23 protein-coding genes are annotated in these 26,000 nt (G+C 44.2%); 11 read left to right on the plus strand and 12 right to left on the minus strand.

Annotated features, from left to right (window positions below; genetic code table 11):
• Positions 1–4: 4 nt before the first annotated feature.
• Both mutL and K9J17_15230 read right to left on the minus strand, forming a co-directional pair.
• On the minus strand, positions 5–1,831 hold the full coding sequence (gene mutL / locus K9J17_15225; protein MCF8278084.1) for a DNA mismatch repair endonuclease MutL: 1,827 nt from the start codon (positions 1,829–1,831) through the stop codon (positions 5–7).
• Between the two features lie 13 nt (positions 1,832–1,844).
• The gene (locus K9J17_15230) at positions 1,845–2,147 is read right to left on the minus strand and encodes a hypothetical protein (protein ID MCF8278085.1); all 303 of its coding nucleotides are present in this window, start codon (positions 2,145–2,147) and stop codon (positions 1,845–1,847) included.
• 137 nt (positions 2,148–2,284) lie between these two features.
• Between K9J17_15230 and K9J17_15235 the strand changes: the two genes are divergently transcribed.
• From K9J17_15235 to K9J17_15260, 6 genes are all read left to right on the plus strand, one after another.
• On the plus strand, positions 2,285–5,167 hold the full coding sequence (locus tag K9J17_15235; protein ID MCF8278086.1) for a serine hydrolase: 2,883 nt from the start codon (positions 2,285–2,287) through the stop codon (positions 5,165–5,167).
• 152 nt (positions 5,168–5,319) lie between these two features.
• Positions 5,320–6,744, plus strand: a complete 1,425-nt coding sequence (locus K9J17_15240) for an MBL fold metallo-hydrolase (protein MCF8278087.1) — start codon at positions 5,320–5,322, stop codon at positions 6,742–6,744.
• Between the two features lie 26 nt (positions 6,745–6,770).
• The gene (locus K9J17_15245) at positions 6,771–7,034 is read left to right on the plus strand and encodes a rhodanese-like domain-containing protein (protein ID MCF8278088.1); all 264 of its coding nucleotides are present in this window, start codon (positions 6,771–6,773) and stop codon (positions 7,032–7,034) included.
• A 122-nt stretch (positions 7,035–7,156) separates the two neighbouring features.
• Complete coding sequence (locus K9J17_15250; GenBank protein MCF8278089.1) at positions 7,157–9,355, plus strand: T9SS type A sorting domain-containing protein; 2,199 nt, start codon at positions 7,157–7,159, stop codon at positions 9,353–9,355.
• A 4-nt stretch (positions 9,356–9,359) separates the two neighbouring features.
• A complete protein-coding gene (locus K9J17_15255) occupies positions 9,360–9,884 on the plus strand; it encodes a DUF4442 domain-containing protein (GenBank protein ID MCF8278090.1) in 525 nt (174 codons plus the stop codon).
• Positions 9,885–9,888: 4 nt separating this feature from the next.
• Positions 9,889–11,991 (plus strand): prolyl oligopeptidase family serine peptidase, encoded by a 2,103-nt coding sequence (locus tag K9J17_15260; GenBank protein MCF8278091.1) that lies wholly within the window; start codon positions 9,889–9,891, stop codon positions 11,989–11,991.
• Between the two features lies 1 nt (position 11,992).
• Here the strand turns inward: K9J17_15260 and K9J17_15265 are convergent, their stop codons facing one another.
• Positions 11,993–12,451, minus strand: coding sequence for a tryptophan-rich sensory protein (locus K9J17_15265; protein ID MCF8278092.1), 459 nt, complete (start codon positions 12,449–12,451; stop codon positions 11,993–11,995).
• A 91-nt stretch (positions 12,452–12,542) separates the two neighbouring features.
• Here K9J17_15265 and K9J17_15270 point away from each other — a divergent pair, with 91 nt between their 5' ends.
• Together K9J17_15270 and K9J17_15275 are read left to right on the plus strand one after the other, a co-directional pair.
• Positions 12,543–13,184, plus strand: a complete 642-nt coding sequence (locus K9J17_15270) for an MOSC domain-containing protein (GenBank protein MCF8278093.1) — start codon at positions 12,543–12,545, stop codon at positions 13,182–13,184.
• 59 nt (positions 13,185–13,243) lie between these two features.
• The gene (locus K9J17_15275) at positions 13,244–13,561 is read left to right on the plus strand and encodes a protein tyrosine phosphatase (GenBank protein MCF8278094.1); all 318 of its coding nucleotides are present in this window, start codon (positions 13,244–13,246) and stop codon (positions 13,559–13,561) included.
• Between the two features lie 5 nt (positions 13,562–13,566).
• Here the strand turns inward: K9J17_15275 and K9J17_15280 are convergent, their stop codons facing one another.
• The 7 genes from K9J17_15280 to K9J17_15310 all read right to left on the minus strand — a co-directional run bounded on the left by K9J17_15280 (position 13,567) and on the right by K9J17_15310 (position 18,576).
• Positions 13,567–14,349 carry a hypothetical protein gene (locus K9J17_15280; GenBank protein MCF8278095.1) on the minus strand — a complete coding sequence of 261 codons (783 nt, stop codon included), beginning with the start codon at positions 14,347–14,349 and terminating at the stop codon, positions 13,567–13,569.
• 9 nt (positions 14,350–14,358) lie between these two features.
• Positions 14,359–15,168, minus strand: coding sequence for a hypothetical protein (locus K9J17_15285; protein ID MCF8278096.1), 810 nt, complete (start codon positions 15,166–15,168; stop codon positions 14,359–14,361).
• A gap of 27 nt (positions 15,169–15,195) precedes the next feature.
• Entirely contained in the window at positions 15,196–15,426 is a 231-nt protein-coding gene (locus K9J17_15290; protein MCF8278097.1) for a DUF350 domain-containing protein, read from the minus strand.
• Between the two features lie 114 nt (positions 15,427–15,540).
• Entirely contained in the window at positions 15,541–16,797 is a 1,257-nt protein-coding gene (locus K9J17_15295) for an FAD-dependent oxidoreductase (protein ID MCF8278098.1), read from the minus strand.
• 1 nt (position 16,798) lies between these two features.
• Positions 16,799–17,005 (minus strand): (4Fe-4S)-binding protein, encoded by a 207-nt coding sequence (locus K9J17_15300; protein MCF8278099.1) that lies wholly within the window; start codon positions 17,003–17,005, stop codon positions 16,799–16,801.
• A 53-nt stretch (positions 17,006–17,058) separates the two neighbouring features.
• Positions 17,059–17,781 carry a VIT family protein gene (locus tag K9J17_15305; protein MCF8278100.1) on the minus strand — a complete coding sequence of 241 codons (723 nt, stop codon included), beginning with the start codon at positions 17,779–17,781 and terminating at the stop codon, positions 17,059–17,061.
• 102 nt (positions 17,782–17,883) lie between these two features.
• Positions 17,884–18,576 (minus strand): class I SAM-dependent methyltransferase, encoded by a 693-nt coding sequence (locus tag K9J17_15310; GenBank protein MCF8278101.1) that lies wholly within the window; start codon positions 18,574–18,576, stop codon positions 17,884–17,886.
• Positions 18,577–18,697: 121 nt separating this feature from the next.
• On the opposite strand from K9J17_15310, the gene K9J17_15315 reads away from it, so the two are divergent.
• Genes K9J17_15315 through K9J17_15325 form a run of 3 tightly spaced genes read left to right on the plus strand, consistent with a single transcriptional unit; the run spans position 18,698 to position 23,847 of the window.
• Positions 18,698–20,074 carry a T9SS type A sorting domain-containing protein gene (locus K9J17_15315; GenBank protein ID MCF8278102.1) on the plus strand — a complete coding sequence of 459 codons (1,377 nt, stop codon included), beginning with the start codon at positions 18,698–18,700 and terminating at the stop codon, positions 20,072–20,074.
• A 2-nt stretch (positions 20,075–20,076) separates the two neighbouring features.
• On the plus strand, positions 20,077–20,982 hold the full coding sequence (locus K9J17_15320) for a T9SS type A sorting domain-containing protein (GenBank protein MCF8278103.1): 906 nt from the start codon (positions 20,077–20,079) through the stop codon (positions 20,980–20,982).
• Positions 20,983–21,003: 21 nt separating this feature from the next.
• Positions 21,004–23,847, plus strand: coding sequence for a T9SS type A sorting domain-containing protein (locus K9J17_15325; protein ID MCF8278104.1), 2,844 nt, complete (start codon positions 21,004–21,006; stop codon positions 23,845–23,847).
• 6 nt (positions 23,848–23,853) lie between these two features.
• Here K9J17_15325 and K9J17_15330 read toward each other — a convergent pair whose 3' ends face one another.
• Positions 23,854–24,312: a PH domain-containing protein gene (locus K9J17_15330; GenBank protein MCF8278105.1), complete on the minus strand. Its 459-nt coding sequence runs from the start codon at positions 24,310–24,312 to the stop codon at positions 23,854–23,856.
• Between the two features lie 2 nt (positions 24,313–24,314).
• Positions 24,315–25,928, minus strand: coding sequence for a T9SS type A sorting domain-containing protein (locus K9J17_15335; protein ID MCF8278106.1), 1,614 nt, complete (start codon positions 25,926–25,928; stop codon positions 24,315–24,317).
• Between the last annotated feature and the right edge of the window lie 72 nt (positions 25,929–26,000).

The following is a 26,000-nucleotide window of genomic DNA, read 5'->3' on the forward strand; positions in this document are numbered from 1 at the left end:
CGTTTCAACCGAATCGTTTCTCCAACTCATCCAAGGTCATGGTGATCATGGTTGGTTTACCGCTTGGGGCAGAATAAGGAAGGTCGCAGGCAAAAAGCTCGTCAATCAATTGGGTCATTTCGGCAGGTTGCAGCACTTTTCCATAATCGATGGACGCTCTGCGTGCCATTGCTTGCGCTAGTTTATCCATCTTCTTGCTGGCCGTCAAATTTCCCGATTCGTTGTATTCCTCCAGAATCTCATCAATCACGTCTTTCACGTTATTCTCATTGATGTAAGTGGCCAGACCTTGCACAATGAAGGTGTTCTTGCCAAATGGTTCTATGTCCATTCCTAGCAATTTCACATCATCCAAAATGCTCGAAAGTGTTTTGCTATCCGAACTGTTGAGTTCAATATTTATAGGAAAAAGATGTGTCTGTTTCGGTGCTTGCTGCAATGCCAGACTCTGCACGATCTTTTCGTAAACCACCCGTTCGTGCGCCCGTTTTTGGTCAATAATGATCGTTCCTGAACGGATGCTTGTAAGAATGTACTTGCCATGGATCTGAACTGGCCGCTTTTCCACTTCGTCTCCAACTGACATTCGGCTTTGAACTGTTGCCGTTTCCCGTTGTTCGGGCAATTGCTCTGGCAAACCTTCGTACAGCTTCTGCCAATTATTGTCTGACGGCTTTTCCCAACCTTCTGACCGTGTTCGGGTTATGGCTGCAGAATGCGCACCTCTAGCACTAAAAGAACCTGCAGTGACAGGAAGCTCAGGTTGAAATATCCGAACATCCTTTGGTGGAGGAGGAAAGTTGATGCTCATTTCCTGATTGAAATCGAGCGTAGGTGCAATATTGTATTTGCCCAATGACTGGCGAGTTGCCGAACGCAGAATGGCATAGATCGATTTCTCGTCCTCGAATTTTATCTCCGTTTTGGTCGGATGAATATTGATGTCGATAAAAGATGGGTCAACTGTGAAGAAGACAAAATAGGCTGGATGGGTCTTTTGATCGATCAGTTCATCGTATGCCGATGAAATGGCATGATTGAGGTACGAACTCCGAATAAAACGATCGTTTACAAAGAAGAATTGCTCACCACGTTTCTTGCGCGCAAATTCAGGTTTGCCAATAAAACCATCAATCTTGGCAATGCTCGTTTCTTCCTCTATCGGAACGAGTTTTTCATTGAAGCTTTTACCGAAAAGCTCCACGATACGCTGACGCAACTTGCCTGGCTTCAGATTAAAAAGCTCATCGCCATCATGATAAAGGCTCATTTCAATCTCAGTATGCGCCAACGCCACGCGGATAAATTCATCCATGATGTGACGCGTTTCCACCTGATTCGACTTCAAGAAATTCCTTCTCGCAGGAACGTTGAAGAACAGATTTTTGATAGAAATGCTCGTTCCTACAGGCGTTTGACAAGCTTCCTGTCGTTGGATCTTCGATCCTGCAATGTTTATCTGAACACCGATCGGACTTTCCTCTGTTCGGGTTTTCATTTCCACGTGTGCAATGGCAGCAATGGAAGCCATCGCTTCTCCTCGGAAACCTTTGGTTTTAATGGCAAAAAGCTGGTCGGCCGATTGGATCTTGGATGTTGCATGACGCTCGAAACACATGCGTGCGTCATTTTCGCTCATTCCTTTTCCGTTGTCAATCACTTGCATCAGCGTTTTTCCGGCATCTTCAACCACAAGTTGAATCTTGCTTGCGCCAGCATCCACCGAATTCTCCAACAGCTCTTTGACTGCCGATGCAGGGCGCTGAATCACCTCGCCAGCTGCTATCTGGTTGGCAACGCTATCAGGAAGTAAACGGATAATATCACTCATGCAGAAACTGCGCTCAGCCCCAATTGAAGAAGAACCAGACCAGTCCGAAAAGGAAGCTTACGATGAGCACCAATCGCATAGACTGTGCAGAAGATTGGGTTTTGCGCACCGAACCACCTCCTGAAGACCAACTTTTGCTAAGTTTGCCACGAAGCAATTCTCTTCTTCGTTCATCAGAAAGTTCTCCGTTCTGTTGTTCTTCAACCAAACGCTTCAGTTCTTCTTTGCGCTCTTTCTGTTGGTCGTAAATGACCGGTTTATAGTCAAAGCTGCGGTGCCTTGGCGTCTTAAACATCGATGGAATTCCAAAACTCATGGCCCAAATTTATCGGATCTGACAAGAATGTGTGAATAATTAAGACTTTAAACGCAATAGCAAGGCATTTTATTTGTTCACCTTCGAAGAATATGAAGGGAATGAGAACGGTCGGCTGTTGGGTATTTATGTTAATCGTGTTCAGATCAGCGATGGTCTCAGCACAGGTGAAACCTGTTTTTTACAATCATAACAAACAAGCTTGGGTTGATTCCGTTTTCAAAAGTCTAACTCCAGATGAGCGGCTTGGCCAACTTTTTATGGTGGCTGCGTATTCAAACCGCGATTCGAGCCATGTGGCCGAGCTGGAAAAACTAATACGAGAGAATAAGATAGGTGGCCTTATTTACTTTCAGGGAGGACCGGTTAGGCAAGCTAAAATGTGCAATTATCTGCAGTCGATTTCCGATGTGCCGATGATGATTGCGATGGATGCCGAGTGGGGAATAGGCATGCGTTTGGACAGCACGATTGACTATCCGCGATCCATGACCTTGGGAGCCATACAAGATGACAAGTTGCTCTATGATTTTGGAGCAGAAACAGCCCGCCAAATGAAACGCATGGGCATGCACGTCAACTTTGCACCTGTGGTTGATGTGAATAGCAACGCGGAAAATCCTGTTATCGGAACACGAAGCTTTGGCGAGAATAAGATCAAAGTGGCCCAAAAGGGAATTGCCGTGATGAAAGGCATGCAGGAAAACGGCATTCTTGCTTGCGCCAAACACTTTCCTGGTCATGGCGATACTGATTCTGATTCGCATCTCACGCTTCCTGTGATCAATCATCCATACGAACGAATTGATTCATTGGAGCTTTATCCTTTCAAGCAAATGATCAAGGAAGGGATTGGAAGTATGATGGTGGCGCACCTCTACATTCCACAGTTGGATACAACTACAAATCAAGCTTCTACGCTTAGTCCCAAAATTGTGAATGGCCTCTTGAAAGACACGCTTGGTTTCGAAGGATTGATCTTTACCGATGCCTTGAATATGAAAGGTGTCAGCAAGTTTTACCAACCCGGTGAGGTGGAATTGAAGGCCTTACTTGCTGGCAATGACGTGATGGAATTTGCTGAAGATGTTCCTAAAGCCATGGAGCTTATCAGGCAGGCCGTAAACGATGGGGTAATTACGCAAGAGGAAATTGACAAACGCTGTCTGAAAGTGCTGAATGCAAAGGCTTGGTTCGGGTTGGATCGGTATAAACCTATTCCGCTCAAGAACCTTACAGCCGATTTGAACAATAGCCAAGCTCGCGCAGTCGATAACAAGTTAGTGGCCAATTCAATCACGCTGCTTATCAACAAGAACGCAATTCCTGTTCAGAATTTAGACTCAGAAAGCATCGCTTCATTGGTGATTGGAGATGATCCGGAAAATGCATTTCAGCAGATGCTTTCCAAGTATGCCCCGATCAATCATTTTTCAATTTCCACCAGTGCATCGGACGATGAATATTGGTCCATTCTGAATCAATTGAAAGACTATGATAAGGTTATTGTGAGTGTTCATGGATTGAATAATAGTCGACCTAAAAATTACGGAATTACTCAGAAATTGATTGATGCCATTAGTGAATTGACCTTTAGTACGCAATTGATTGTCAATGTTTTTGGAAATCCGTATGCTTTGGGAAGATTGCCTGGAATAGAACATGCAAACGCACTTTTATTTTCGTACGAGCAATCGGATGTAGCTGAACAGATGGCAGCTCAGGCCATTTTTGGGGGCATTGGCATTTCGGGCAAAATGCCGGTAACCGCCAATGCGCAATATCCATACGGTAGCGGACTGAAAACCGAAAAAACACGTTTGGCTTACGGAGAACCTGCGCAAGTTGGGCTCAACGAATTGGAATTGGCCAAGATCGATTCTATCACCTTGGATGCTATTGCAGCCAAAGCAACTCCGGGCGCACAACTGTTGGTTGCCAAAGATGGCGTGGTGGTTTACCAGAAGAATTTTGGATATCAGACCTATGCCAACGAGCAAGCCGTTCGTTGGGATGACGTGTATGATCTTGCTTCAATAACCAAGATCGGAGCTTCGCTTGTTTCGTTCATGCAATTGGTAGATAAAGGTGAAGTGTCGGTTGATGATAAGGTTTCGGAACACCTTTTAGAACTTAAACGAACCAACAAAAAGGACATCACCTTTCGCAATATGCTGGCGCATTATGCTCAATTGCAGGCTTGGATTCCGTTTTACACCAAAACGCTTAAAAACGGAGCACCTGATAGCCTTTACTATCGCAAGGTCAAATCACCCGAATTTCCGCATCATGTAGCACAAAACCTCTACATGAGAAAGGATTATCCTGATTCAATCTATCGAATCATCAACGAATCGAAACTGCTGGATAAAAAGCAATACAAATACAGCGACCTTGGATATTACTACATGAAAAAAGTGGTTAGGCTGGAATCAGGAAAACCGTTGGATGAATATGCCACCACCAACTTCTATCGGCCGCTTGGACTGACTACAATGGGATTCCAACCACGCGAACGCTTTGAATTGAACAGGATTGTGCCTACGGAATACGATATGACTTTCCGAAAGCAATTGGTGCAAGGCGATGTGCATGATCCGGGTGCAGCCATGTTGGGCGGAGTTGGCGGCCACGCAGGTTTGTTCTCCGATGCAAACGACCTTGCGGTTATGATGCAACTCTTCTTGAACAAAGGAACATACGGAGGCAAGCGATACATTTCTGAGAAAACGGTGAACGAATTCACCAAATGTCAGTTCTGTAAAAGTGGAAATCGAAGAGGAATTGGGTTTGATAAACCCGAACCTAGTGGTGGCGGTCCAACATGTGAGTGTGTTTCTATGCTCAGTTTCGGACATACTGGTTTTACAGGAACAATGGCTTGGGCCGATCCAGACAAGAATATCGTTTACATCTTTTTATCTAACCGTGTTTATCCAGATGCGGACAACAGTAAACTCTTGAAAATGGATGTTCGGACCAAAATCCAGCAAGTAATCTACGATTCGATTGTAGAGTAAAATCGATGCTTTCGGGCAAGTTTCCGATGGTTTTTGAACTTAATTGTGACTATTGCTTCATCTTTATGTGACCTAAGTTTCTAAACGAAGCTTTTAGTGTCTGTAGTTTTGTCTAAGAATCTTGAGAGTTTCAACATATTAAAACATATACCATGAAAGTAGAACAATTGTATACCGGATGTTTGGCTCACGGAGCTTACTACATCGAAAGCAATGGCGAAGCAGCCATCATTGATCCATTACGCGAAGTGCAACAGTACATTGACATGGCTGAAGCGCGAGGCGCGAAGATCAAGTACATTTTTGAAACGCATTTTCATGCAGATTTCGTTTCAGGACACGTGGATCTGGCCAAGAAAACAGGCGCACCGATTGTTTATGGTCCAACGCAAATGGAAACTGGATTTACAGTTTACGTGGCAAAGGATGGTGAGAATTTCCCATTGGGAAATGCCAATATCAAGTTGATTCATACACCTGGTCATACCATGGAAAGCAGCTGCTTTCTTCTAACGAACGAAGAAGGTAAGGAAGAGGCCATTTTTACGGGCGATACGCTTTTCATTGGAGACGTAGGTCGTCCGGATCTTGCACAGCACGTAATTGCTGATCTCACACAGGAAAAATTGGCCAATCACCTGTTCGATTCGCTTCGAAACAAGTTGATGCCGCTAAATGATGACATCATTGTTTATCCAGGTCATGGCGCTGGAAGTGCTTGCGGAAAGAATATGAGCAAAGAGACTTCTGATACGCTTGGCAATCAGAAAAAGACCAATTACGCTTTGCGTGCCGATATGACGCGCGAAGAATTCGTGAAAGAACTGCTCACAGGTTTGACTGCTCCTCCGTCATACTTTCCAAAGAATGTGGTTATGAACATTCAAGGTTATGATTCATTCGATAACGTAATGAGCCGCGGAATTAAGCCGCTGTCACCACGTGAGTTTGAAGCAGCCATGGAAGAAACAGGTGCCGTTGTCATTGACACACGTAAAGCACAGGATTTCGCCAAAGGATTCATTCCAAATTCATACAGCATTGGAATTGATGGAAGCTTTGCCGTTTGGGTTGGTACATTGATCACCGATATCACTCAGAAGATTCTTTTGGTTGGCGATGCAGAGCGAATTCCTGAAGTAGTGACGCGCTTGGCCAGAGTAGGATACGATCATGCCATCGGATACCTGAATGGAGGCGTGGAAGCTTGGACAGCGGATGGAAAAGCGGTCGATACGATTGAATCTGTTTCTGCTGCTGAGTTTGCTGCTAGAGAAGAAGCTGATAAAAGCATCAAGATCGTTGATGTGCGTAAGAAGAGCGAATACGATTCAGAGCATATTGTAAATGCCTTGAATGCTCCTTTGGATTACATCAACGATAGCATGACCAAATTGAACAAGAACGAAACCTACTATGTGCATTGCGCTGGTGGTTACCGTTCAATGATCTTCACATCCATTCTTCGATCAAAAGGATACAATAATCTAATTGATGTCGATGGTGGTTTCAACGCTATCAAAGACAGCGGAAAATTTGAAGTGACAGCTTATGTATGTCCAACAACATTGCTTTAATCATTAATCAAACAAACAGAATAGACATGAATAATACAGGCTATACCATTGTGGATGTTCGCAGTCCGATGGAATTTCAAGGAGGTCATGTGGCAGGAAGCGTCAATATTCCGCTACAGGAAGTTCCAGATAGGGTAGAAGAGTTTGCAAATATGAAGCAGCCGTTATTGTTGTGCTGCGCTAGCGGAAACCGAAGTGGACAAGCGGTAGCATTCCTACACCAGCAAGGAGTAGAGTGTGAGAACGGTGGAGGCTGGATGGATGTGAACTATCGTTTGCAGCACGCCTAAGTACACGTACTGAACAGATTGAACGCCACCATGACGCAAGTTGTGGTGGCGTTTCTGTTTTAGAGATCAGAACTACATCTACTTTTCTATACCTTCAATGCTACAAATTGAACCTCAGCATCATGCGGATTTTTACTCTTACAATTCTCCTTTTAAGTTCGTTTTCACAGGCATTTTCTCAGCAGCATTCCGTGGCTAGGCGATGGAATGAAGTGCTGCTGGAAGCCATCCGAAATGATTATGCACGTCCAACCATTCACGCACGCAATCTGTTCCATACATCCATCGCGTTGTACGACAGTTGGGCCATCTTCGATCCCGTGGCAGAACCTTACATGCTTGGTAAAGTGGTACACGATTTCAACTGTCCATTCAATGGAATCACAGGTCCAACAGATATTCAATCCGCACAAGAAGAAACTATGAGTTACGCTGCCTACAGGTTACTGTCGCATCGTTTTATCAATTCGCCCAATCCAACAGAAAATCAGATGCGTTTCGATACGCTGATGGCGAATTTGGGCTACGATATCAACTTTACATCAACCGATTATTCTAACGGTTCGTATGCTGCATTGGGAAACCATTTGGCAGCAAATCTGATTGCTTACGGGTTCCAAGATGGCTCCAACGAAACTGGAGGTTATGCCAATCAGCATTATGTGCCTCTCAATCCAACCTTGGTTCCTATTGTACCAGGAAATCCAGATATAATTGATGCCAATAGATGGCAACCGCTCACGCTTCAAGTTTACATTGACCAAGCTGGAAATGTTTATCCCTTGAGTACGCCAACGTTCTTAGGTCCAGAATGGGGCGAAGTTGATGCGTTTGCACTTGATCAGGCTGACCTTTCCGTTCATACGCGCGATGGCTATGATTATCAGGTGTATCACGATCCTGGTTCTCCACCGATGATGGATACCGCCAACGTGACTGGACTTGCCGAGATGTATCAATGGAGTTTTGAGTTGGTAGCTGTTTGGTCTTCGCATTTGAGCAGTGGTGATACAACTACGTGGGATATCTCACCAGCTTCAATCGGGAACGTTCAACAATACCCGACCAATTTCTACGATCACACACAGTTTTACGATTTGCTGAATGGAGGCGATATCAGCATCGGGTATTCAGTGAATCCATACACTGGTCAACCATACACACCACAGGTAGTGAAACGCGGTGATTACGCGCGTGTTTTGGCAGAGTTTTGGGCTGATGGACCAGCCTCGGAAACACCGCCTGGACATTGGTTTACGATTCTAAATTACGTCAATGATCATCCATTGTTTGAAAAGCGCTATATGGGCGCTGGGCCGATTCTTCCAGATCTGGAATGGGACGTGAAAGCGTATTTCACCATGGCAGGAACTGTGCACGATGCTGCAGTTAGTGCTTGGGGTGTAAAAGGTTGGTACGACTTTATTCGTCCGATTTCCGCCATTCGATTCATGGCCGATCTTGGTCAATCATCCTTTCCAGATTCGGTTCATTATCATCCTGCCGGATTGAAATTGCACGAAAATATTGTGGAACTGGTAGATTCTTCCGATGCATTGGCTGGAGCAACCTATCAGCACGTAGGAAAGATCAAAATGAATGTTTGGCGCGGCCACGATTACATTACCAACACCGCAACGGATACGGCAGGAGTGGGCTGGATTCTCGCTGAAGATTGGTGGCCATATCAACGACCATCGTTCGTTACTCCACCTTTTGCCGGTTTTGTTTCCGGTCACTCTACGTTCTCGCGTGCTGCCGCAGAAGTAATGACCTCACTAACTGGCAATGCTTATTTTCCAGGAGGTATGGGTGAGTTTCATGCGCCAATGAATGAGTTTCTTGTGTTTGAAGATGGACCAAGCACAGATGTTACGCTTCAGTGGGCTACATACCGCGATGCATCCGATCAGTGTAGTCTTTCGCGTATTTGGGGAGGAATTCATCCAACCTTAGATGATATTCCTGGGAGATTTATGGGGATGGAAATCGGTCACGATGCTTTCGATTTTGCACATCAGTATTTTGAGGGAAACGCTGTGGTCACCAATATTTCTGACGTTGAAAAGGAAGATGCGCTCATTTTTCCGAATCCATCGCATAATGGAATCGTCTCCATCCATTGTGAAGAACAAACCGAAAGAATGGATGTTTCCGTGTTTGATGTGAGCGGAAAATGTTGTTTTAAAAGCTCTGTTTTAACCAATGGAAAATCGGAAGTGATTTCACTCGACCTTCATCAATTGCAATCAGGATTGTATCTGGTTGAAGTTAATTCGGATGGCAAACGTTCAAGTCATCGGGTTTCTCTTCTGAACTAATCGGATGAAGGGAATTTTCAAGCGGTTGACCAGCACGATAGGAAAAGGGAAGCTGCTTAAGCTGTTTTTCAATCTTTCTCCGATGTATCGCTCCACTGGCGGTAGAATCGTGGAAATGTCTGACGATTTCCACTACGTCAAGCTCAAATTACCGCTCACCCGCAGAACGCGCAATTATGTGGGAACGCTTTATGGTGGACACATGTACAGCTGTGTGGATGGCATTTACATGGTTCAACTCATCAATATTCTTGGGAAGAACTTTGTGGTTTGGGACAAATCAGCAAGCATCAGATTCCGTAGACCAGGAAATCAAACGCTCTATGCAGAATTTCCCATTTCCAAAGATTTCATTCAGCAGATCAAGATGGAAATCGCTGAACTTGGAGAAAAGGATTACATCTTGCCTGTAAACTTGGTTGACAGTGAAGGAAAGATCTATGCAGAAGTTGAAAAGGTGATCTACATTTCTTCGAAAGAGTTCTATTCTAAGAAGCAGGAAAAACGAACTTCGCGCACGTCAAATTAAACCAATGAAACAACTCTTAGCCATTTTAATGCTTGGATTAACCGCTTGCCAGAATAACGACAAAGTAGCCATCAATTATCCCGATACCAGAAAGGACACCTTCGTAGTTGACGATTACTTCGGTACAAAAGTGGCTGATCCGTATCGTTGGTTGGAAGATGATAATTCGGAGGAAACAGCTGATTGGGTCAAGCGACAGAATGAGGTGACATTCGCTTATTTGGAAACACTTCCGCAACGTAAAAAGATCCGCGAGCGTTTGGAGAAACTATTCGATTACGAGCGTTATGGAACACCTTTCAAGAAAGGAGGGAAGTTCTTCTTTTTCAAGAACGATGGCATGCAGGATCAAAGCGTGCTGTATGTACAGGATTCGCTCAATACCGAACCAAAGGTTCTGATTGACCCGAATACTCTCTCAGCTAACGGAACGGTTGCTTTGGGCGGTACATCTGTTTCAAAAGATGGCAAGTTCATGGCTTATCAATTGTCTGCTGCCGGATCAGATTGGAACGAGATTCACGTTAAAGATCTTTCATCAGGAAATGATCTGGAGGAAGTGATTAAATGGGTGAAATTCTCTGGCGTTTCGTGGAAAGGAAATGGCTTTTTCTACAGTAGATACGATGCACCCGAAGATGGAAAAGCGTATTCAGGCAAGAATGAATTCCATAAGATCTATTTCCACACTTTGGGTACGTCTCAAGAAGCAGATGAACTCATTTATTGGAACGAGAATGAGCCGTTGCGCAATTATTACGCTTGGACTCCTTACACGGAAGATGCGGTAGTTATCTTCGAATCTCAATCAACCAGCGGTGTGCAATTGTATTACAAGGCCGATGGCGATAAGGACTTTATGCAGATTGCCCAAGGTTTCGATTTTGAATATGGAATTCTTGATCACGCAGACGGAAAATTGCTTGCCTACACGAACAATGGCGCGCCAAACTATCGAGTGGTAAGTATTGATGCACGCAATTCGAGTTCTGAAAATTGGAAAGAACTGATTCCTGAAAAACAGCAAGTTCTAGAAGGCGTGCAACTGGCAGGAGGCAAGTTGGTCTGTTCGTATTTGAAAGATGTGGCTTCGGAAATCAACGTACATGGTTTGGATGGTGCATTCATTCGGTCAATCGAATTTCCAACGAAAGGAAATGTAGAATTCAGTGGAAATCGGGAAGATGACGGAGCGTTCTATGCCTTCACTTCATTTACATATCCAACTACCATTTTCAAGTATGACATGTCGTCTGGAAAATCAGAACTCTTCAAAGCACCATCGCTCGATTTCGATGCTGAGAAGTACGAGGTAAAGCAGGTGTTTTATCCAAGCAAGGATGGAGCCAAGATTCCGATGTTCATTGTGCACAAAAAAGGCTTGAAATTGGATGGAAACAATCCATGCTTCTTGTACGGATACGGAGGATTCAACATCAGTGTAACGCCAAGTTTTTCGGCCAGCAGATTGGTGTTTTTAGAAAATGGCGGTATTTACGCACAGGCAAACATGCGTGGAGGAGGAGAATATGGCGAGGAATGGCATCAGGCCGGAACCAAACTGAGCAAGCAGAATGTGTTTGATGATTTCATTGCAGGTGCTGAATACTTGATATCTGAGAATTACACGAGTTCAGAAAAACTGGCTATTTCTGGAAGAAGTAATGGCGGTTTGCTCGTTGGCGCGTGCATGACGCAACGACCAGACTTATTCAAAGTAGCATTGCCAGCAGTTGGTGTTCAGGATATGTTGCGTTTCCACAAGTTCACCATTGGTTGGGCGTGGACGGGAGATTACGGTTCAAGTGACAACGAAGAGGAATTCAAGGCTTTGTACGCGTATTCGCCATTGCATAATGTAAAAGCACAGGCTTATCCAGCCACACTGGTAACTACTGCCGATCACGATGACCGCGTGGTACCAGCACACTCATTCAAATTCATTTCGGAACTTCAGGCCAAGCAAACAGGCAATTTGCCAGTTCTTATCCGAATTGATGTTGATGCAGGCCACGGTGCTGGAAAACCACTATCCAAAACCATTGACGAAAGTGCCGACATCTGGGCCTTCGTTTTTGAGCATTTGGGAATGAGCGAAGTGAAGTAGCTCAGTTTTTCAGCAGCACAAACGCATTAAGCGAAGTGGCAATCAATAGCCAGAGAAAGTAGGGTAAAACGAACAACGACTTTGCTTTGAGTTGTGGCCATAGTCCGATAAGGAAATATCCTATCAATACTGTAAGCGCAAGAATGAGCACCAGCCCCAAACCTACCATGTGGAATTTGAAGAATACGGGGTTCCAGACCACGTTCAAAATCCATTGCACGGAAAACAAAGCAAGTAGGAAGTTCTTGTTCTCAATCGTTCCCCAAGCTTGAGCCATATAAACTGAAAAACAGAGCATGATGGTGGTCCATGCAGCACCGAAAACCCAACCTGGTGGTGTCCAAGGTGCTTTATTAAGGCTTGCGTACCATTCTCCAGTTACTTGACCACCCATTAAGATTCCACCAATACCCAGTGCTGCAAAGTTGATAACGAGAAAGATGATCAGACGTAGCCACATGATTATTGTTCTTTATTGTTATTCAACCAAATTACAAGTTATTGGTTCATCCTGAAGGAAACATTTCAGTCTGTACTTTTGGCTGCAAGCAATGAAGGTAATATCGGCAAATAGAGGAGACGTGCGCACCATAACCTGGCGAGGGAAAAAGGTCCAGACTGGCATTTTTAAGTATCCGGTTTCTGAACCGATCTATTTGGGAACGGAAGACGTGGTGAATGATGCAGTTGTTGATCGAAAACACCATGGTGGAGTAGATATGGCGGTATATGCTTATAGCTCTGATCATTATGCGTTTTGGAAACCATTGTTTCCGAATTCGGATTGGGACCTTGGAATGTTTGGCGAAAACCTTACGGTAGAAGGACTGAATGAGAAAGAACTTCGCATCGGCAGTGTTTATCAAGTAGGCGAAGCGCAAGTTGAAGTGTGCCAACCACGACAACCTTGTTTCAAATTGGGTATTCGATTCAACACGCAATCGGTTCTCAAAAAGTTTATCAATTCATCTTATTCGGGCGTCTATTTTAGGGTGGTCAAACCGGGTTCGGTGGCTGTGGGAGATGAATTTCAATTACTATCTGAACAAATCGATTCGCCAACCATTGCTGAGGTTTATCTGCTCATGTATTTCAAACAGGCCAACGAGCAACTCGTGGATAAAGCCATCAATTGCATTCATCTGCCTATTGGTATTCGAGAATTGATCAGAGAGACTCAGGCCGCTTCATAGCTGTTCGTCAACTGGGTCAATTTCGAAAATCACTACGCTAAGTTTGTAATATTACCAGCATGAATATCCTTTTTATCTGCAGCAGAAACGAATGGCGAAGCCGAACAGCCGAAACCATCTTTAGCGAAAGCGAAGAACACGTGGTGCGTTCTGCGGGAACTGCATCTTCGGCCAGAGTGAAAGTAAGTGAAGCCATGCTGCTGTGGGCAGATATGGTGTTTTGCATGGAAGACAAGCATAAGGAGATTCTTAAAGAACGATTTGCAATTGCTACGCGCGACCTACGGATAATCGTGCTTCACATTGAGGATGAATACAGATACATGGATCCGGAGCTGATTGAGGAGCTGGAAGATACCACCGCTCCTTACTTCTGAGCATCTTAGGCCTTTGGTGAATTCTTGCCAGATTCAGCTTCCTTGGCGAACAGTTCTTCCAACACGTCCACTTCGATACCGATAATGATGTTGAAGATAGATTTCTGATCGGCAGTGCTCAATTGATCAAAAAGCATATTTCCTTCCTTCAGCATTTCCAGACCTATTTCCAAGCCTCCAACTTCGGCCTCTGAATATCCCGCCCGCGATTTCTTCATCCGTGCAATCAATTCTGTCAAGATCTGAATGATCTCACGTACTAGCTTTCGGTCGTACAAAAGTTCCAGCAATGCCGTTGTATTTCGGATGAAATCGTCAATATCTGCGCGTCTTAGAGCGGTAATGAAAGAATTGATATCATCGCTGGAATAGGGTGGAAGCTTGCCACTTGTTTTGGCCTTGCGTACCAACTTTGCTTCAAATTCTGTTGCAATTCTGAATGACTTGAAGGCCTTGATGCCTGCACCCAACAGGCGAGGAAGGCTTCTTCCGTGGCGGAGCAGTATGGCTGTAGAATCGAAAAGGATTCGCGCCAATCTATCAGGATGTGTGAGGTAATTATCTAAGCTTCGGAAAGCTTCATTCAGCAATTCTCTTTTTTCCGGATGCGGATAAACCTGCTCCAAAAAGAAGCTTCGGTATCTGGCCACACGTTCTTCATCAAACGAATCAGGGATTTCGTACTTACCATTGATGTTATCGTACTGATAACGATTGTTTATAAGGTTTCTGAATCCGATGATGACGCCATCAAGAATCTCGTTGTCCGCTGGTGCTTTTTTGCTCATTTTCTGCCCTTATCCTTCTGCATTACGCAAATAACGCGAAACCTTCTTCCACTGCGGCTTCCGATGACTTTGTTCACCTTCTCTTATTGGCTCGTAATAGTAATCATGATCAAACATAAATGCAGGTCGGTATTTAGGCATTAACACAGCCAACGGGTAATGTCCATTCTTCGAAACGTTGCTTTTCTGTGTAGCTTCAAGAATAAACTCCTTTCCATCCTTGTACAATACCACCCAAGCGTGCCCAGAAGTCTCATAAGTACCACAAACTACCCGTGCTTCGTAACCCATTGTATTCAGCCAATCGCATAGAATAATGCTATGGTCTTCACAATCGCCACGCGTGTTGGCATAGGCTTCAATGGAGTACTGCCACACATCCAAATAACCGTTGTATTGTTGCTCATCGTACATGTATTGCTTACGCATGGCCAAGGTCTGCAACGGAATCCATAACTGCTCGGTGAAATAGGGCTCATAGTTGCTTAGGAAACCTTGAACAAAATGATGCTTCCTATCGGTTCCAAGTGCGCTAATCGCGGCACCATCGCTAGAGGTTTGCCAATAGAGAATGAAACCTTCTTTAGATCGATCTTTGGGTTTTACGGCAAACTCAAATTCTTCTGATGTAAAAACAGCTTTTCCATCCATGCTACTGATGTTTCCGCTGTTGGCTTTCCAATAGACAGAATCTGCAACTGTTATTACAACTGGGTCAGGAATCAGACTTAATTTGTTGGAAAGCGATTGCTTATTCTGGTTTCGTAAGCAGCCAGCAATACAAAACAAGAAGAGGATCACACCAGCAAAGATCTGCATGATGGTTTTTCTAACATCCAAAACCGATCAAGCTTTAAGTCCGAAAGAGATGATAAGCGCCACAAACAGCAGAATGGCAGATGCAGCAATAGCAACAGAAACGTTATTGTCTTTTAGTTCTTGCTGAATGTCAATTTTAGTCAAGAGAACTCTGTCCACAAAGCCCAAGGCGAGGATGGCCACAATGAGTGAAATGATGGCGTAAAGGATGTTTATCGTGAGATTGAAAATGGTGGCCTCAAAGAATTCCCAGTTCATTAGGGTTAGTTTTGGTTTCTGACGAAAATACGAACCACGTTCAATATTATTTCAGCTAATAGAGGATTGTTAGAAATACAACGATCAGAGTAAAAGGCGAAGATGATCCAAGAATCAACTTGTCAAAAGACTTAAACGTTCACTTTGCGGCCAAATCCGTTTGCAGTTTTCCACAGCAGATTCAATGGCATTTTCGTGCGAACCAATGTCGCGGGTATAATCTCCGCCAAAGTAAATGTTGTGCGTTCCTTGCACTTTTTCCAAGGCTTTCTGTGCCTCAAAGAATTGAGGCGTTTCGCAAGGAAGCCACCATTCAGATACGTGATGAACATGCTTTGGGTCGTCACCTTCGTTGATGTAAGAATCGAACACATTCTGATCGGTGTGCCAACCATCCCAAATGGTTGCATCGGCATGCTTGCCCTTGTGCAACACGTTCACCACGCTCCAATCCTTTCGATTGGGTGGCATATACCGTGTATCGCTGTGCGTGCAGACCGTAGCCAGGTAATACTCGAATTGGCTCAATACATTTTTCACGCTTTCCATGTGGAGCGTGTCTTTGAGAATGTACTGCGCATCTTTTGCCCCAGCAGTAATGATCAACTTGTCAAATTCGAAGCTTTTTCCACTATCAGATGTCACGCTTACCTTTCCAGTTTGAGGGTTGGGTTGCACGTGTTTTACCCCATCTTTTACCAGTATTTCAGTGTTAAGAAGACTATCGGCCATCAATTGGATGTATTGCCTGACTCCGCCTTTCATCACTTTCCAACTGAAGTCGCTTAATCCGCTCGGTTTGTGATAGACCAAATATTTCATCAGCGGATAAATGGCAAAATCTTCCGTTTGGTCGAACGGACTGCCCCAAACACCTGATAGAAGCGGCTTGAGGAAACCGTTTCGTTGCTTGTCGCTCAAGTTCAGTTTGTCCATAAACTGCCCAAGTGTTAGCTCCGTTTGACGCTCGTGAACAATTTTTTCAGATGCATTTATAACCTTATTCATCAACAGCAGTTCGGGTAATCTGTGTGCTTTGGTGAACATCTGCACGAACCTTCTTGGCGTGGAAGGAGGCATGCAGTTTACCTGACCAGTAAGTGTGTTGTAATAGGTCATCGACATTGGAACCCATTCGTAAGGAATCTGTTGTAATTCCAGCAATCGATTGAAAAGTGGATAAATGGTAGGTGAGAACCAATTGGCGCCATCATCAACGTAGTGCATAATGCCGTTCAGTTCAACCTCCACGGTATGGGTATTTCCACCCAAATAATCCTTCTTTTCGAACAAGGTTATTTCGTGGCCTTGATCTAAAAGCCACGCAGTACACATTCCTGCACCGCCAGAACCTATAATTCCGATCTTCAAACTATTGGTCTTTCAGCGAAAGTGCTCCAGAAGGACACATTTTCACTTGTGCTTGAATCGTTTTAGACTCTACAACACACATTTGTATCCAAGGTTTTTCTCTTGGTTTGAAAACTTCCGGTAAACCTTTAGCGCATTCAGCGCAATGGATGCATTTTTCCGGCTGCCACACAATAGTGGTTTCTCCGTTGGTGTATTCCTTTTTCATGGCTGAAAAATAGGAATTGAATCTTACATCCGTTCACATAAAAGGGTCTCGGGTCATCCAACATTCGCGTTAAACAAATACCCTACTAAGGCTGTAAGTCCCATTGCGACCGTGCCCCAAAATGTTATCCTTCCAATCGCTTTAAAAACACTGGAACCACCTGTTTTAGCGGCCAATGCGCCTAAAACACTCAGGAAGATGATTGAAAAACCATAGAGGTAGATCTCCATACTTTTTATTGGCAAGAAGATGGCTACGATGAGAGGAAGCAAACCACCCACGGTAAAAGCAGCACCAGAAGCAATAGCAGCTTGAATTGGTTTAGCCTGACTGATTTCATTCAATCCAAGTTCATCTCTTACATGTGCTCCCAAGGCATCAATCGCTGTGAATTCTTTTGCAACCATCAGTGCTGTTTCCTTTTTTAATCCACGTTTTTCGTAGATGTCTGCTAATCGGAGAAGTTCAATTTCTGGCATTTGTTCCAATTCAATTCGTTCACGCTCGATATCTGCTTTTTCTACGTCTGTCTGAGAGCTTACCGAAACATATTCTCCCGCAGCCATTGATAGCGCACCAGCAACCAATCCGGCCAACGTTACTAGAATGATCGGCTCTCTTGTATCGCTTGCCGCTGAAATACCGATGGCGAGACTTGCAGTAGATAAAATTCCATCGTTCGCGCCAAGTACCGCAGCCCTCAGCCAGTTACTTCTATGGATGAAGTGATTATCCATATAGTCATCCTGTTTGTGCTTATTTTCGTTCGTAGACATTATGCTGATCGGTTAGGTGTTTAGCGAAATGGAAATGTAGTGATTCGACCCAACTTCACTGATGAATACTTAATCCACCGATGTGTTTCATTTTATTGGGTCCTAAGCAGAGCGATTACAGAAAATCGCCACATCTGGCATCCCTTTTCTGTTGGTAATCACTGAAATCGGTTTTCCTAAGAATTCCTCTACGCATGGGCTGTGAACGGGGTGCACGTAAACCAAATAGATCTCCTTATCCAATTTGAAATGAGGTTTCACACGTTTCATCAACTCAGAAATGGCCTGTTCATCAAATGGGTTAAACAGATAGATTACATCTACTTCTGAAGGAATGGAGTAGGTGAGCGCATCGCCTTCTTCCAGATGGAATTCTGTATTTGGGAAACGGTCTTTGACCAATTCGACATTCGTATAAGCGATGTCATTCAATTCGTTGGCATACTCAATGCCTATCACTTTTCGGAAACCACTTTCGGCTGCCAATATCAACGCGCGTCCTTTGCCGGAACCGATATCGAGAAAAACCTTTTCCTTAAAGTTGAAAGGAAGTGTGTTCATCGCTTTTTCGAATATGACTGAACTGGATGGTTGATATAAATGGCCGCCTTCTTTGGAATTGCAGCTTATGGTCAATTCGTCAGAAGAACGGTTACCGAAGGTGCTGATCCCCAATTCGCGTTCTTTCTTCCATTCTTTTAAACCTAATGAACAGGTATTCATCAATCCTCTGTGCTTCAGAGAATAGATAAAATGGCTGAGCCACGGTAGTTTGCTTTTATGTTTAAAGTCCACGGGTTACCAAAGGTAAGTGCTTCTCTTTCGTTTCTAAAACGTTATCGAAAGACATGACCATTATCAGAAAATTGCTAATATTGTCTATGTAAGTGTTAAAATGACACTAAGTAAAATCACCATGAATCGATTTCTTTCCATTGCTTTCCTACTGACACCGTTCTTCGGATTTTCTCAGTGTTCCGTCAGTTTAGGTGACGATATTGTTCAATGCAACGGCAATCCATTCACCTTGGAGCCGGTCTATTCCGGTGGAATTGGGCAAGATTCTTTGCGAATTGTTTACGATGCGACACAAGGTCAGAGCGGTCTGGTTGGTGCTTCGCAGGTTTATATTCATTCGGGAATTCAAACAGTTCCTTTTGGTCCTTGGGAGTATGTAATCGGTAACTGGGGGTTGAATGATGGTGTAGGGCAAATGACATCTCTAGGTAATAACCTTTGGTCTATCACTCTTAATGTAGAAGATTATTACGGTTATCCAGGAGGAACGAATGTGATCGGATTATGGATGATATTCCGTAATGGAGATGGATCTGCGTCTGGTCGAGATAATAACGGCAATGACATTTTTCTGGAGACGTCAAACAATAACGCCAGCACTTTTGGAGGTGTTTCTGCTACTGATATTGCTGGAGGTACAGGTTCGTTCAGTTGGAGCACTGGTGCGCAAACAACTACTATCAACGTAACGCAGAGCGGTAGTTATACTGTTACGTATACAGATGGACTTGGATGTGTGAGCACAGACGAGATACAAGTGACTTTCGGTTCGGGTAATGTTCAGGTTAACCTCGGACCTGATATGTCTTTATGCGATGGAGAAAGCATTACGCTTGATGCGGGTTCTGGATTCAGTTCTTATGATTGGTCTTCTGGCGCAAGTACTCAAACATTAGTTGTGACCGAGCCAGGCGATTATGCCGTTACCGTAACAGATCAAGCAGGTTGTACAGGAATTGACCTGATCAATATTCAAACTGGAACTTCTCCGGTTGCTGATTTCGAATACAATGCTGTGGTAGGAACAACCGTGAGTTTTACGGACATTGGTTCGGGTGCCACTACCATTTATTGGGATTTCAACGGAGATGGAAATACGGATGCCACATCGGCTGAGGGAGCTTCTGTTGAATACGATTTTGGTTCAGAAAGCGTGTTTGGAGTTGTAATGATTGCAGAGAATGGCTGCGGAGCGGATACATCATCTCAGAATGTGCTCGTTCAAGACGTGGGAATTGAAGAATTGAAATCGAAACTTGGTTTTTCAGCTTATCCGAACCCAGTAAATGAACAGGTAAGCTTCGGGTTTTCAAACCAAAGCGCTTTAATTCAAACCTTTGCAATGATGGATGTGCAGGGAAGAGTGATCTTCTCAAAATCCAATATTGTTGGAACTAAAGCAATCGTTGATCTGTCAAGCTTTATTCCAGGAACCTATCTATTGAAAGTTGAAACATCAGAAGGAATCATTTACGAACGCATTTTAAAACAATAAACATGAAGAAAATATTACTATCATCCGCTCTAATGATTGGAGCGTCAAGTATTTATGCGCAAACACAAATTACCATTACGCTTGACACCAAAAGCATGTTTAACGTGGATTGCAACCTGCTTGGCGATGGAATTGGTGGTCCGGCTCCCGTGAATAAGGTTTACATGCACTCTGGTGCATGTTCAGAAAATAGAGGCTCCAATCAGAGCCAAACAGCTCAAGAATACTGTGCGGATCAAATTGTTCCATACGCATCAGATGTATGGCAACACGTGGTTGGAAATTGGGGTGCAAATCCGCAAGACGATGGCGTTGGGCAAATGGTGGATGAAGGAAATGGTGTTTACAGCAAGACCTTCATCATGGAAGACTTTTACAGCGATCCTACCTTGGTGAGTACAGAGCAAAATGCCACAGGAACTACTGTTTCAGCTCCATTTGACCCGATCAATACAATATATCTGTTGGGTCTGGTTTTCAGAAATGAAGATGGAACTGCTTCTGGTCGCGATCAGCAAGGATGCCAAGACATATTTGTGATAAATGTTGATAAGGCAAATCCAACCGTCATTAATTCTACGGACAACTCAATTTGCGAATCGGTAACCTTCTCAAAATCATCTGTTGGAATCAAAGACAACGATCTTGCATATGATCTTTTTGTTGGCCCGAATCCTATGGCAACTGAAGGTTTCGTCCGTATCAGTTTGAAAGAAAACGTGGCCAATGCCCGATTTGAATTGGTAAACAGCGTTGGACAATTGGTTCATTCAGAAAGCACCAATCTCACCGCTGGAAAGAACATCCTTCCTTTTGGCGTATCTGAACTTAGCAACGGTATTTATTTTGCCACGATCAGAAGCAATTCTGGTCTTTTAATGCAACATAAAGTTGTAGTAAGTCATTAATAGAATTCAAATTTCCTTTTCATGAGAATCATTTCGTTCTGTTTATGTGCTGTTTTTGTAGCAACTGCATCCGTTGCTCAAGTGGTGACGACCGATATCCCGTATATCACGGTTTCGGACTCCATCACCATCACCTTCAATAGCAATCAAGGAAATGGTTCTCTTTCTGGAGTTAGCCCTGTTTACATGCACACTGGGCTTATTACTGCTTCGAGTGAATATGAAGGAAATTGGCGAAGTCAAGTAGGACTTTGGGGCGAAGCAAATCCAGAACTGGTAATGACCAATGCTGGAGGTGGTGTACATACCAAGGGCATCAATATTGAGGATTTTTACAATACGGGTACTTGGGCAGGAGTTCGGGCCTTGGCCATGGTATTCAGAAACGCGGATGGTTCTGTAGTTGGGCAAAATGCCAATGGATCCGATATCTACATTCCTGTGTTCGAATCGGCTACTGAATTGGATGCGATGATCATGAATCCGATTGTTCCAGGAAAAGTGGTAGAGCAGAATGCGCCTCTGACGATGGATGTGCGCAGCAATAATCCACTCAGCCTCATCAATCTATATCAGAATGGTGCATTGATCGGGCAGAATTTGGGTGACATGGCTACTGCGAGTGTAAACACTTCAGCGCCTGGTAAGTATTACCTCAGCTATTCGGTAGAAGCCGGTGGAGAAACCATTACAGATAGCACATATTTCATTGTTGCTGAACCACCAACGGTGCAAGATCCGCCACAAGGAATAGAACCGGGAATTACCATCATAAATAGCACAACCGTAACGTTCTGTCTTTGGGCCCCTTTTAAGCAATTCGTGTATTTCATTGGCGATGAAACAAATTGGGAAATTGACCCAGCATATCAATTGAAACGATCTGTTGATGGCGAACGCTATTGGATCACCTTGAATAACGTAACGCCACAGACGGAATATCGCTTTCAGTATTTTGTGGATGGGATGTTCAAAGTGGCTGATCCGTATTCTTACAAAGTTTTGGAGGAATACAGTGACGCGGGCATTAACCCGAACATCTATCCCAATCTGATTCCTTATCCAAATGATCTTACAAGTGGAGATGTGTCAGTCTACCAAACCGACATGCCAACTTATGATTGGCAAACCACAGGTTATCAGCGACCAGCGAAGGAAGACCTCGTTATTTACGAGTTGCTAATCCGCGATTTCTCATTCAGGAAAAGCTTCACATCAGTAATTGATTCGCTTAACTATCTGAAGGGTCTTGGTATCAACGCTATTCAATTAATGCCTGTGATTGAGTTCGAAGGAAACGATTCGTGGGGATACAATCCGATTTTCTTCACTGCTGTGGATAAGAAATATGGTCCTGCGGATAAACTGAAGGAATTGATTGACGCCTGTCATGATCATGGCATTGCCGTAATACTTGATATTGTGCCTAACCACGCATTTGGAAGAAATCCATACGTTGAAATGTATTGGGACGCAGGACTTCAACGACCGGCTTGGAACAGTCCATATTTCAATGCGGTTGCTACACATCCATTCAGTGTAGGATACGATTTCAATCACGAAAGCCAGTACGTGCGTCAGATGTTCCATCGCATTTTCAGGTATTGGATAGAGGAATTTAAGATAGACGGTTACCGTGTTGACCTTTCTAAAGGACTGACGCAAACAAATAGCGGGAACGACATCGGTGCTTGGACCAACTACGATCAAAGCCGTGTGAACATCATTCTCGATTACGCGAATACTATTTGGTCCTATTCTCCAGATTTCCACATGATCTTGGAGCATTTGGGCGATAATGGCGAGGAAACCGTTCTAGCCAACAACAATATCATGTTGTGGAGCAAAGCGCAGGAACAGTTCAAACAAGCTACTATGGGCTATCAATCCAATTCGGATTGGGGATGGCAAATGAGCTATCAGACTAAAGGTTGGAATCTACCTAGGGCAGTTGGTTACATGGAAAGCCACGATGAAGATCGCTTGATGTTTGAGAACGTGACCTACGGAAACGGCTCCAATCCTGATTACAACTGCGCAGACACAACAACTGCTTTATACCGTATGCAAGCTGCGGCCGCCATGTTCACTTTGGTGCCAGGACCAAAAATGATCTGGCAATTTGGCGAGCTGGGTTACGATATATCTATTTTTTGGCCTTCAGGTCTTGATCTTTCCCGAACGGCAGCGAAGCCTATCCGTTGGAACTATTTCTGGGAAGAAGCCAGACAGAAGCTCTATCGTGCTTGGGGTGCCATCAATACCTTGAAGCATATGCAACCCGTCTATTCGGTCACAACTTATGGCTTAGACCTTGGCGGGACAGGCAAAAGAATGTGGCTCTCTCATCCAGACATGAACACCAGTGTTACTGCTAATTTTGATGTGAATGGTTTTGATATGACGCCCGATTTCCAGCACACTGGAACGTGGTACAATTACATGACAGGCGAACCGCTTGAAGTGAATGCGACCAACATGACGCTTTATTACGAACCAGGTCAATATTACATCTACACCGATCAGCCTTTGCCTGTTCCAAATCTCGATTTTGTTGAGGAAGATCAACCGGATGGAATTGCGGAGAATGATCCGTTGCAAACGCGCATCTACCCGAATCCTACGACTGGAACCACGTACATTGAATATGCTTTGAAAAATGATGTAGCGCGTTCCATTGAAATACGCGACATCACCGGAAGACTTGTCAGAAACATACCGATCGGTTCTAGCACAGTTGGATTGAATCGTGTTTCTTGGAATGGAACGAACGATCAGGGGCAGGCCGTTTCCAATGGTCAGTACATCGTAACCATTACAACTAACAAGTATCGATTTTCGAAGATATTGATGATGGCGCGATAGGCCGTATCAAATATCCCAATCCCAAAAGCGCCACCAGTCATTCTTGTCGTTCACCACAACTTTTATCTGTGGGTTTCGTGTCTTTAACAATTGAATGAATTCCTTTTCCTGTGCAGGAGAAATGAGCACGCTTTTAGATTTTGATTTAACAAGCAAGCGTTTGAGCGATGATGCTGGAGACGAAAGCGGATTGTAACTACGCTTCACTGATGTGATCTCGCTCAGTGGAATCTTTCCATAGTTTACGGGGCCGAGTTTGATACTCAGCGTGGAATCCGATACTTCATACCGCATTCCCAACAGTAGCAGTAGCACAATTGCTAGCGAACCAGCAATGGTGGCTATAGCCGCTACAAGTTCACCCGAACCCACATTTCCCTTTGTTAAAAACAGAATAGGCGTAAACATGACCAAGATGAATAGGAGTAGAGCCACACTTATTCTTGATCGGAATGTTGTTGTCACGTTCAGTTCAATATCACTTTGCGAATGGCATAATTACCATTCTGAATCACTTTGCAGATATACACTCCTTGGTTGAGCTGGCTGATGTCTAACTGTGTTTTGGCCGTAGTCAAACCACTTGAATGGACCATTTTACCCGATACATCCATCAGTTCCAAACGTGCGCCATTGAAATCGGTGTTGTTCAGTTGAATGGTCAATAGACCCTCACTCGGATTCGGATACATGGATACCAAGGTTTCATTTTGCTCAGCAATTCCCAATGGATTTCCCTTGGTGAAAATGGGAAACTCTGTGTATGGAACCGTAAATGTTTCCGTGGTTCCACCTGTATAGACCTGATTGTTGTCGTAGAGATAGATCCATTCATACCCTTCTGGGAAATTGACGGTGATGGAAGTGCCTTCGGCCAAAAATGGTGTTACAAAAATGTCAGGACCAAGCATGTAACTGTAGTCTGTCTTATTGAAGAACTGCATCAGCGATTGCCCGTTGGCGAAGTACGATTCGCTGTTTACCATCAGGTAATGGAGCATGTTGTAACGTTTCTCAACCAAGTCTCGATAAATATCTTCGGTTTCCTGATCAAACATCCAAGGACGATGTTCTCCGCCACCACCGTTTTCCATCAGTCCGCTAAAGGTGCCCAACTGCGCCCAACGGATAAAAAGCTCTTTCGAACGACCTCCAGGATAATTATCATCCTCACGATAACCGCCAATGTCTGAACCAAAAGATAGGTAGCCCATTTCGTAAGAATGGTACATGCTATTCAAGGCCCAAGTAAGTCCTTCAAAGGTGGCATCCTGATCACCGACCCAAGCTGCAAAACCTGTCTGGACAGGGGAGAACGATACTTGATCACCACCTACATCAGCTAAGCCATAATTATCAATCGGTCTGGCCATAATGATGCGGTCATCGCCCAGAACCTCCCACGTGTAGTCGAAATGAAGCTGATAGTAAGCGTGCGAATAATCCAATCGGGAAACGAAGCCATTGGCGCCATCAGACCAAGGCGTTTGAATAGCAGAAAAGTCGGTGCCATCACATTTCCAACCGTCAATGCCCATATCCAGCATGTTGTCCATTAGGCCTTTCCACCATGCAACTGCATCTGGATTGAACCAATCAATCAGACTTCCATCACCTTTCCACCAATTCACCACCGCAGGGTTGTTGTCGAACGGCAACTGCTTCATAAAATAGCCTTGGTCTTTTGCATAATCGTAAATCGCGCCTTCATCAATGTTGATGATTCCCGTTATCCACATCACCACTTTCACATCACGTGCATGCAAGGAATCAATCATGGCCTGCGCGTCCTCAAACAGGGTGGTGTCCCATTCAAAGGTGTTGTAACCCGTTTCCCATGGACTATCAATGATGATGGCGCTAACGGGAATGTCTCTTGCGATGTAATCGTCCACAACTTGCAGGGCGCTTGCCTGTGTGCTTTCATCCTCCCAAACCCAGTGCGAAAATGCCCATGAGGGCCACGGAAGGTTGAAAGTGTCTTCTAATGCGGTAAGTGGAGCGGTTGCATTCCAATTGATCTGCTGTGCCTGTGAATTCAAATACAGGGAGCAAAGGGCAAGGCTAAAAAGTGTGCGCATAGTTTGATGTTTGGTGTGTTCTAATTTAGGAAAATGCTGCAAGTGACAATTATTTGTGCGCTTTCAAGTTCG

Source organism: Flavobacteriales bacterium, from assembly GCA_021739695.1.
Classification (GTDB): Bacteria; Bacteroidota; Bacteroidia; order UBA10329; family UBA10329; genus UBA10329.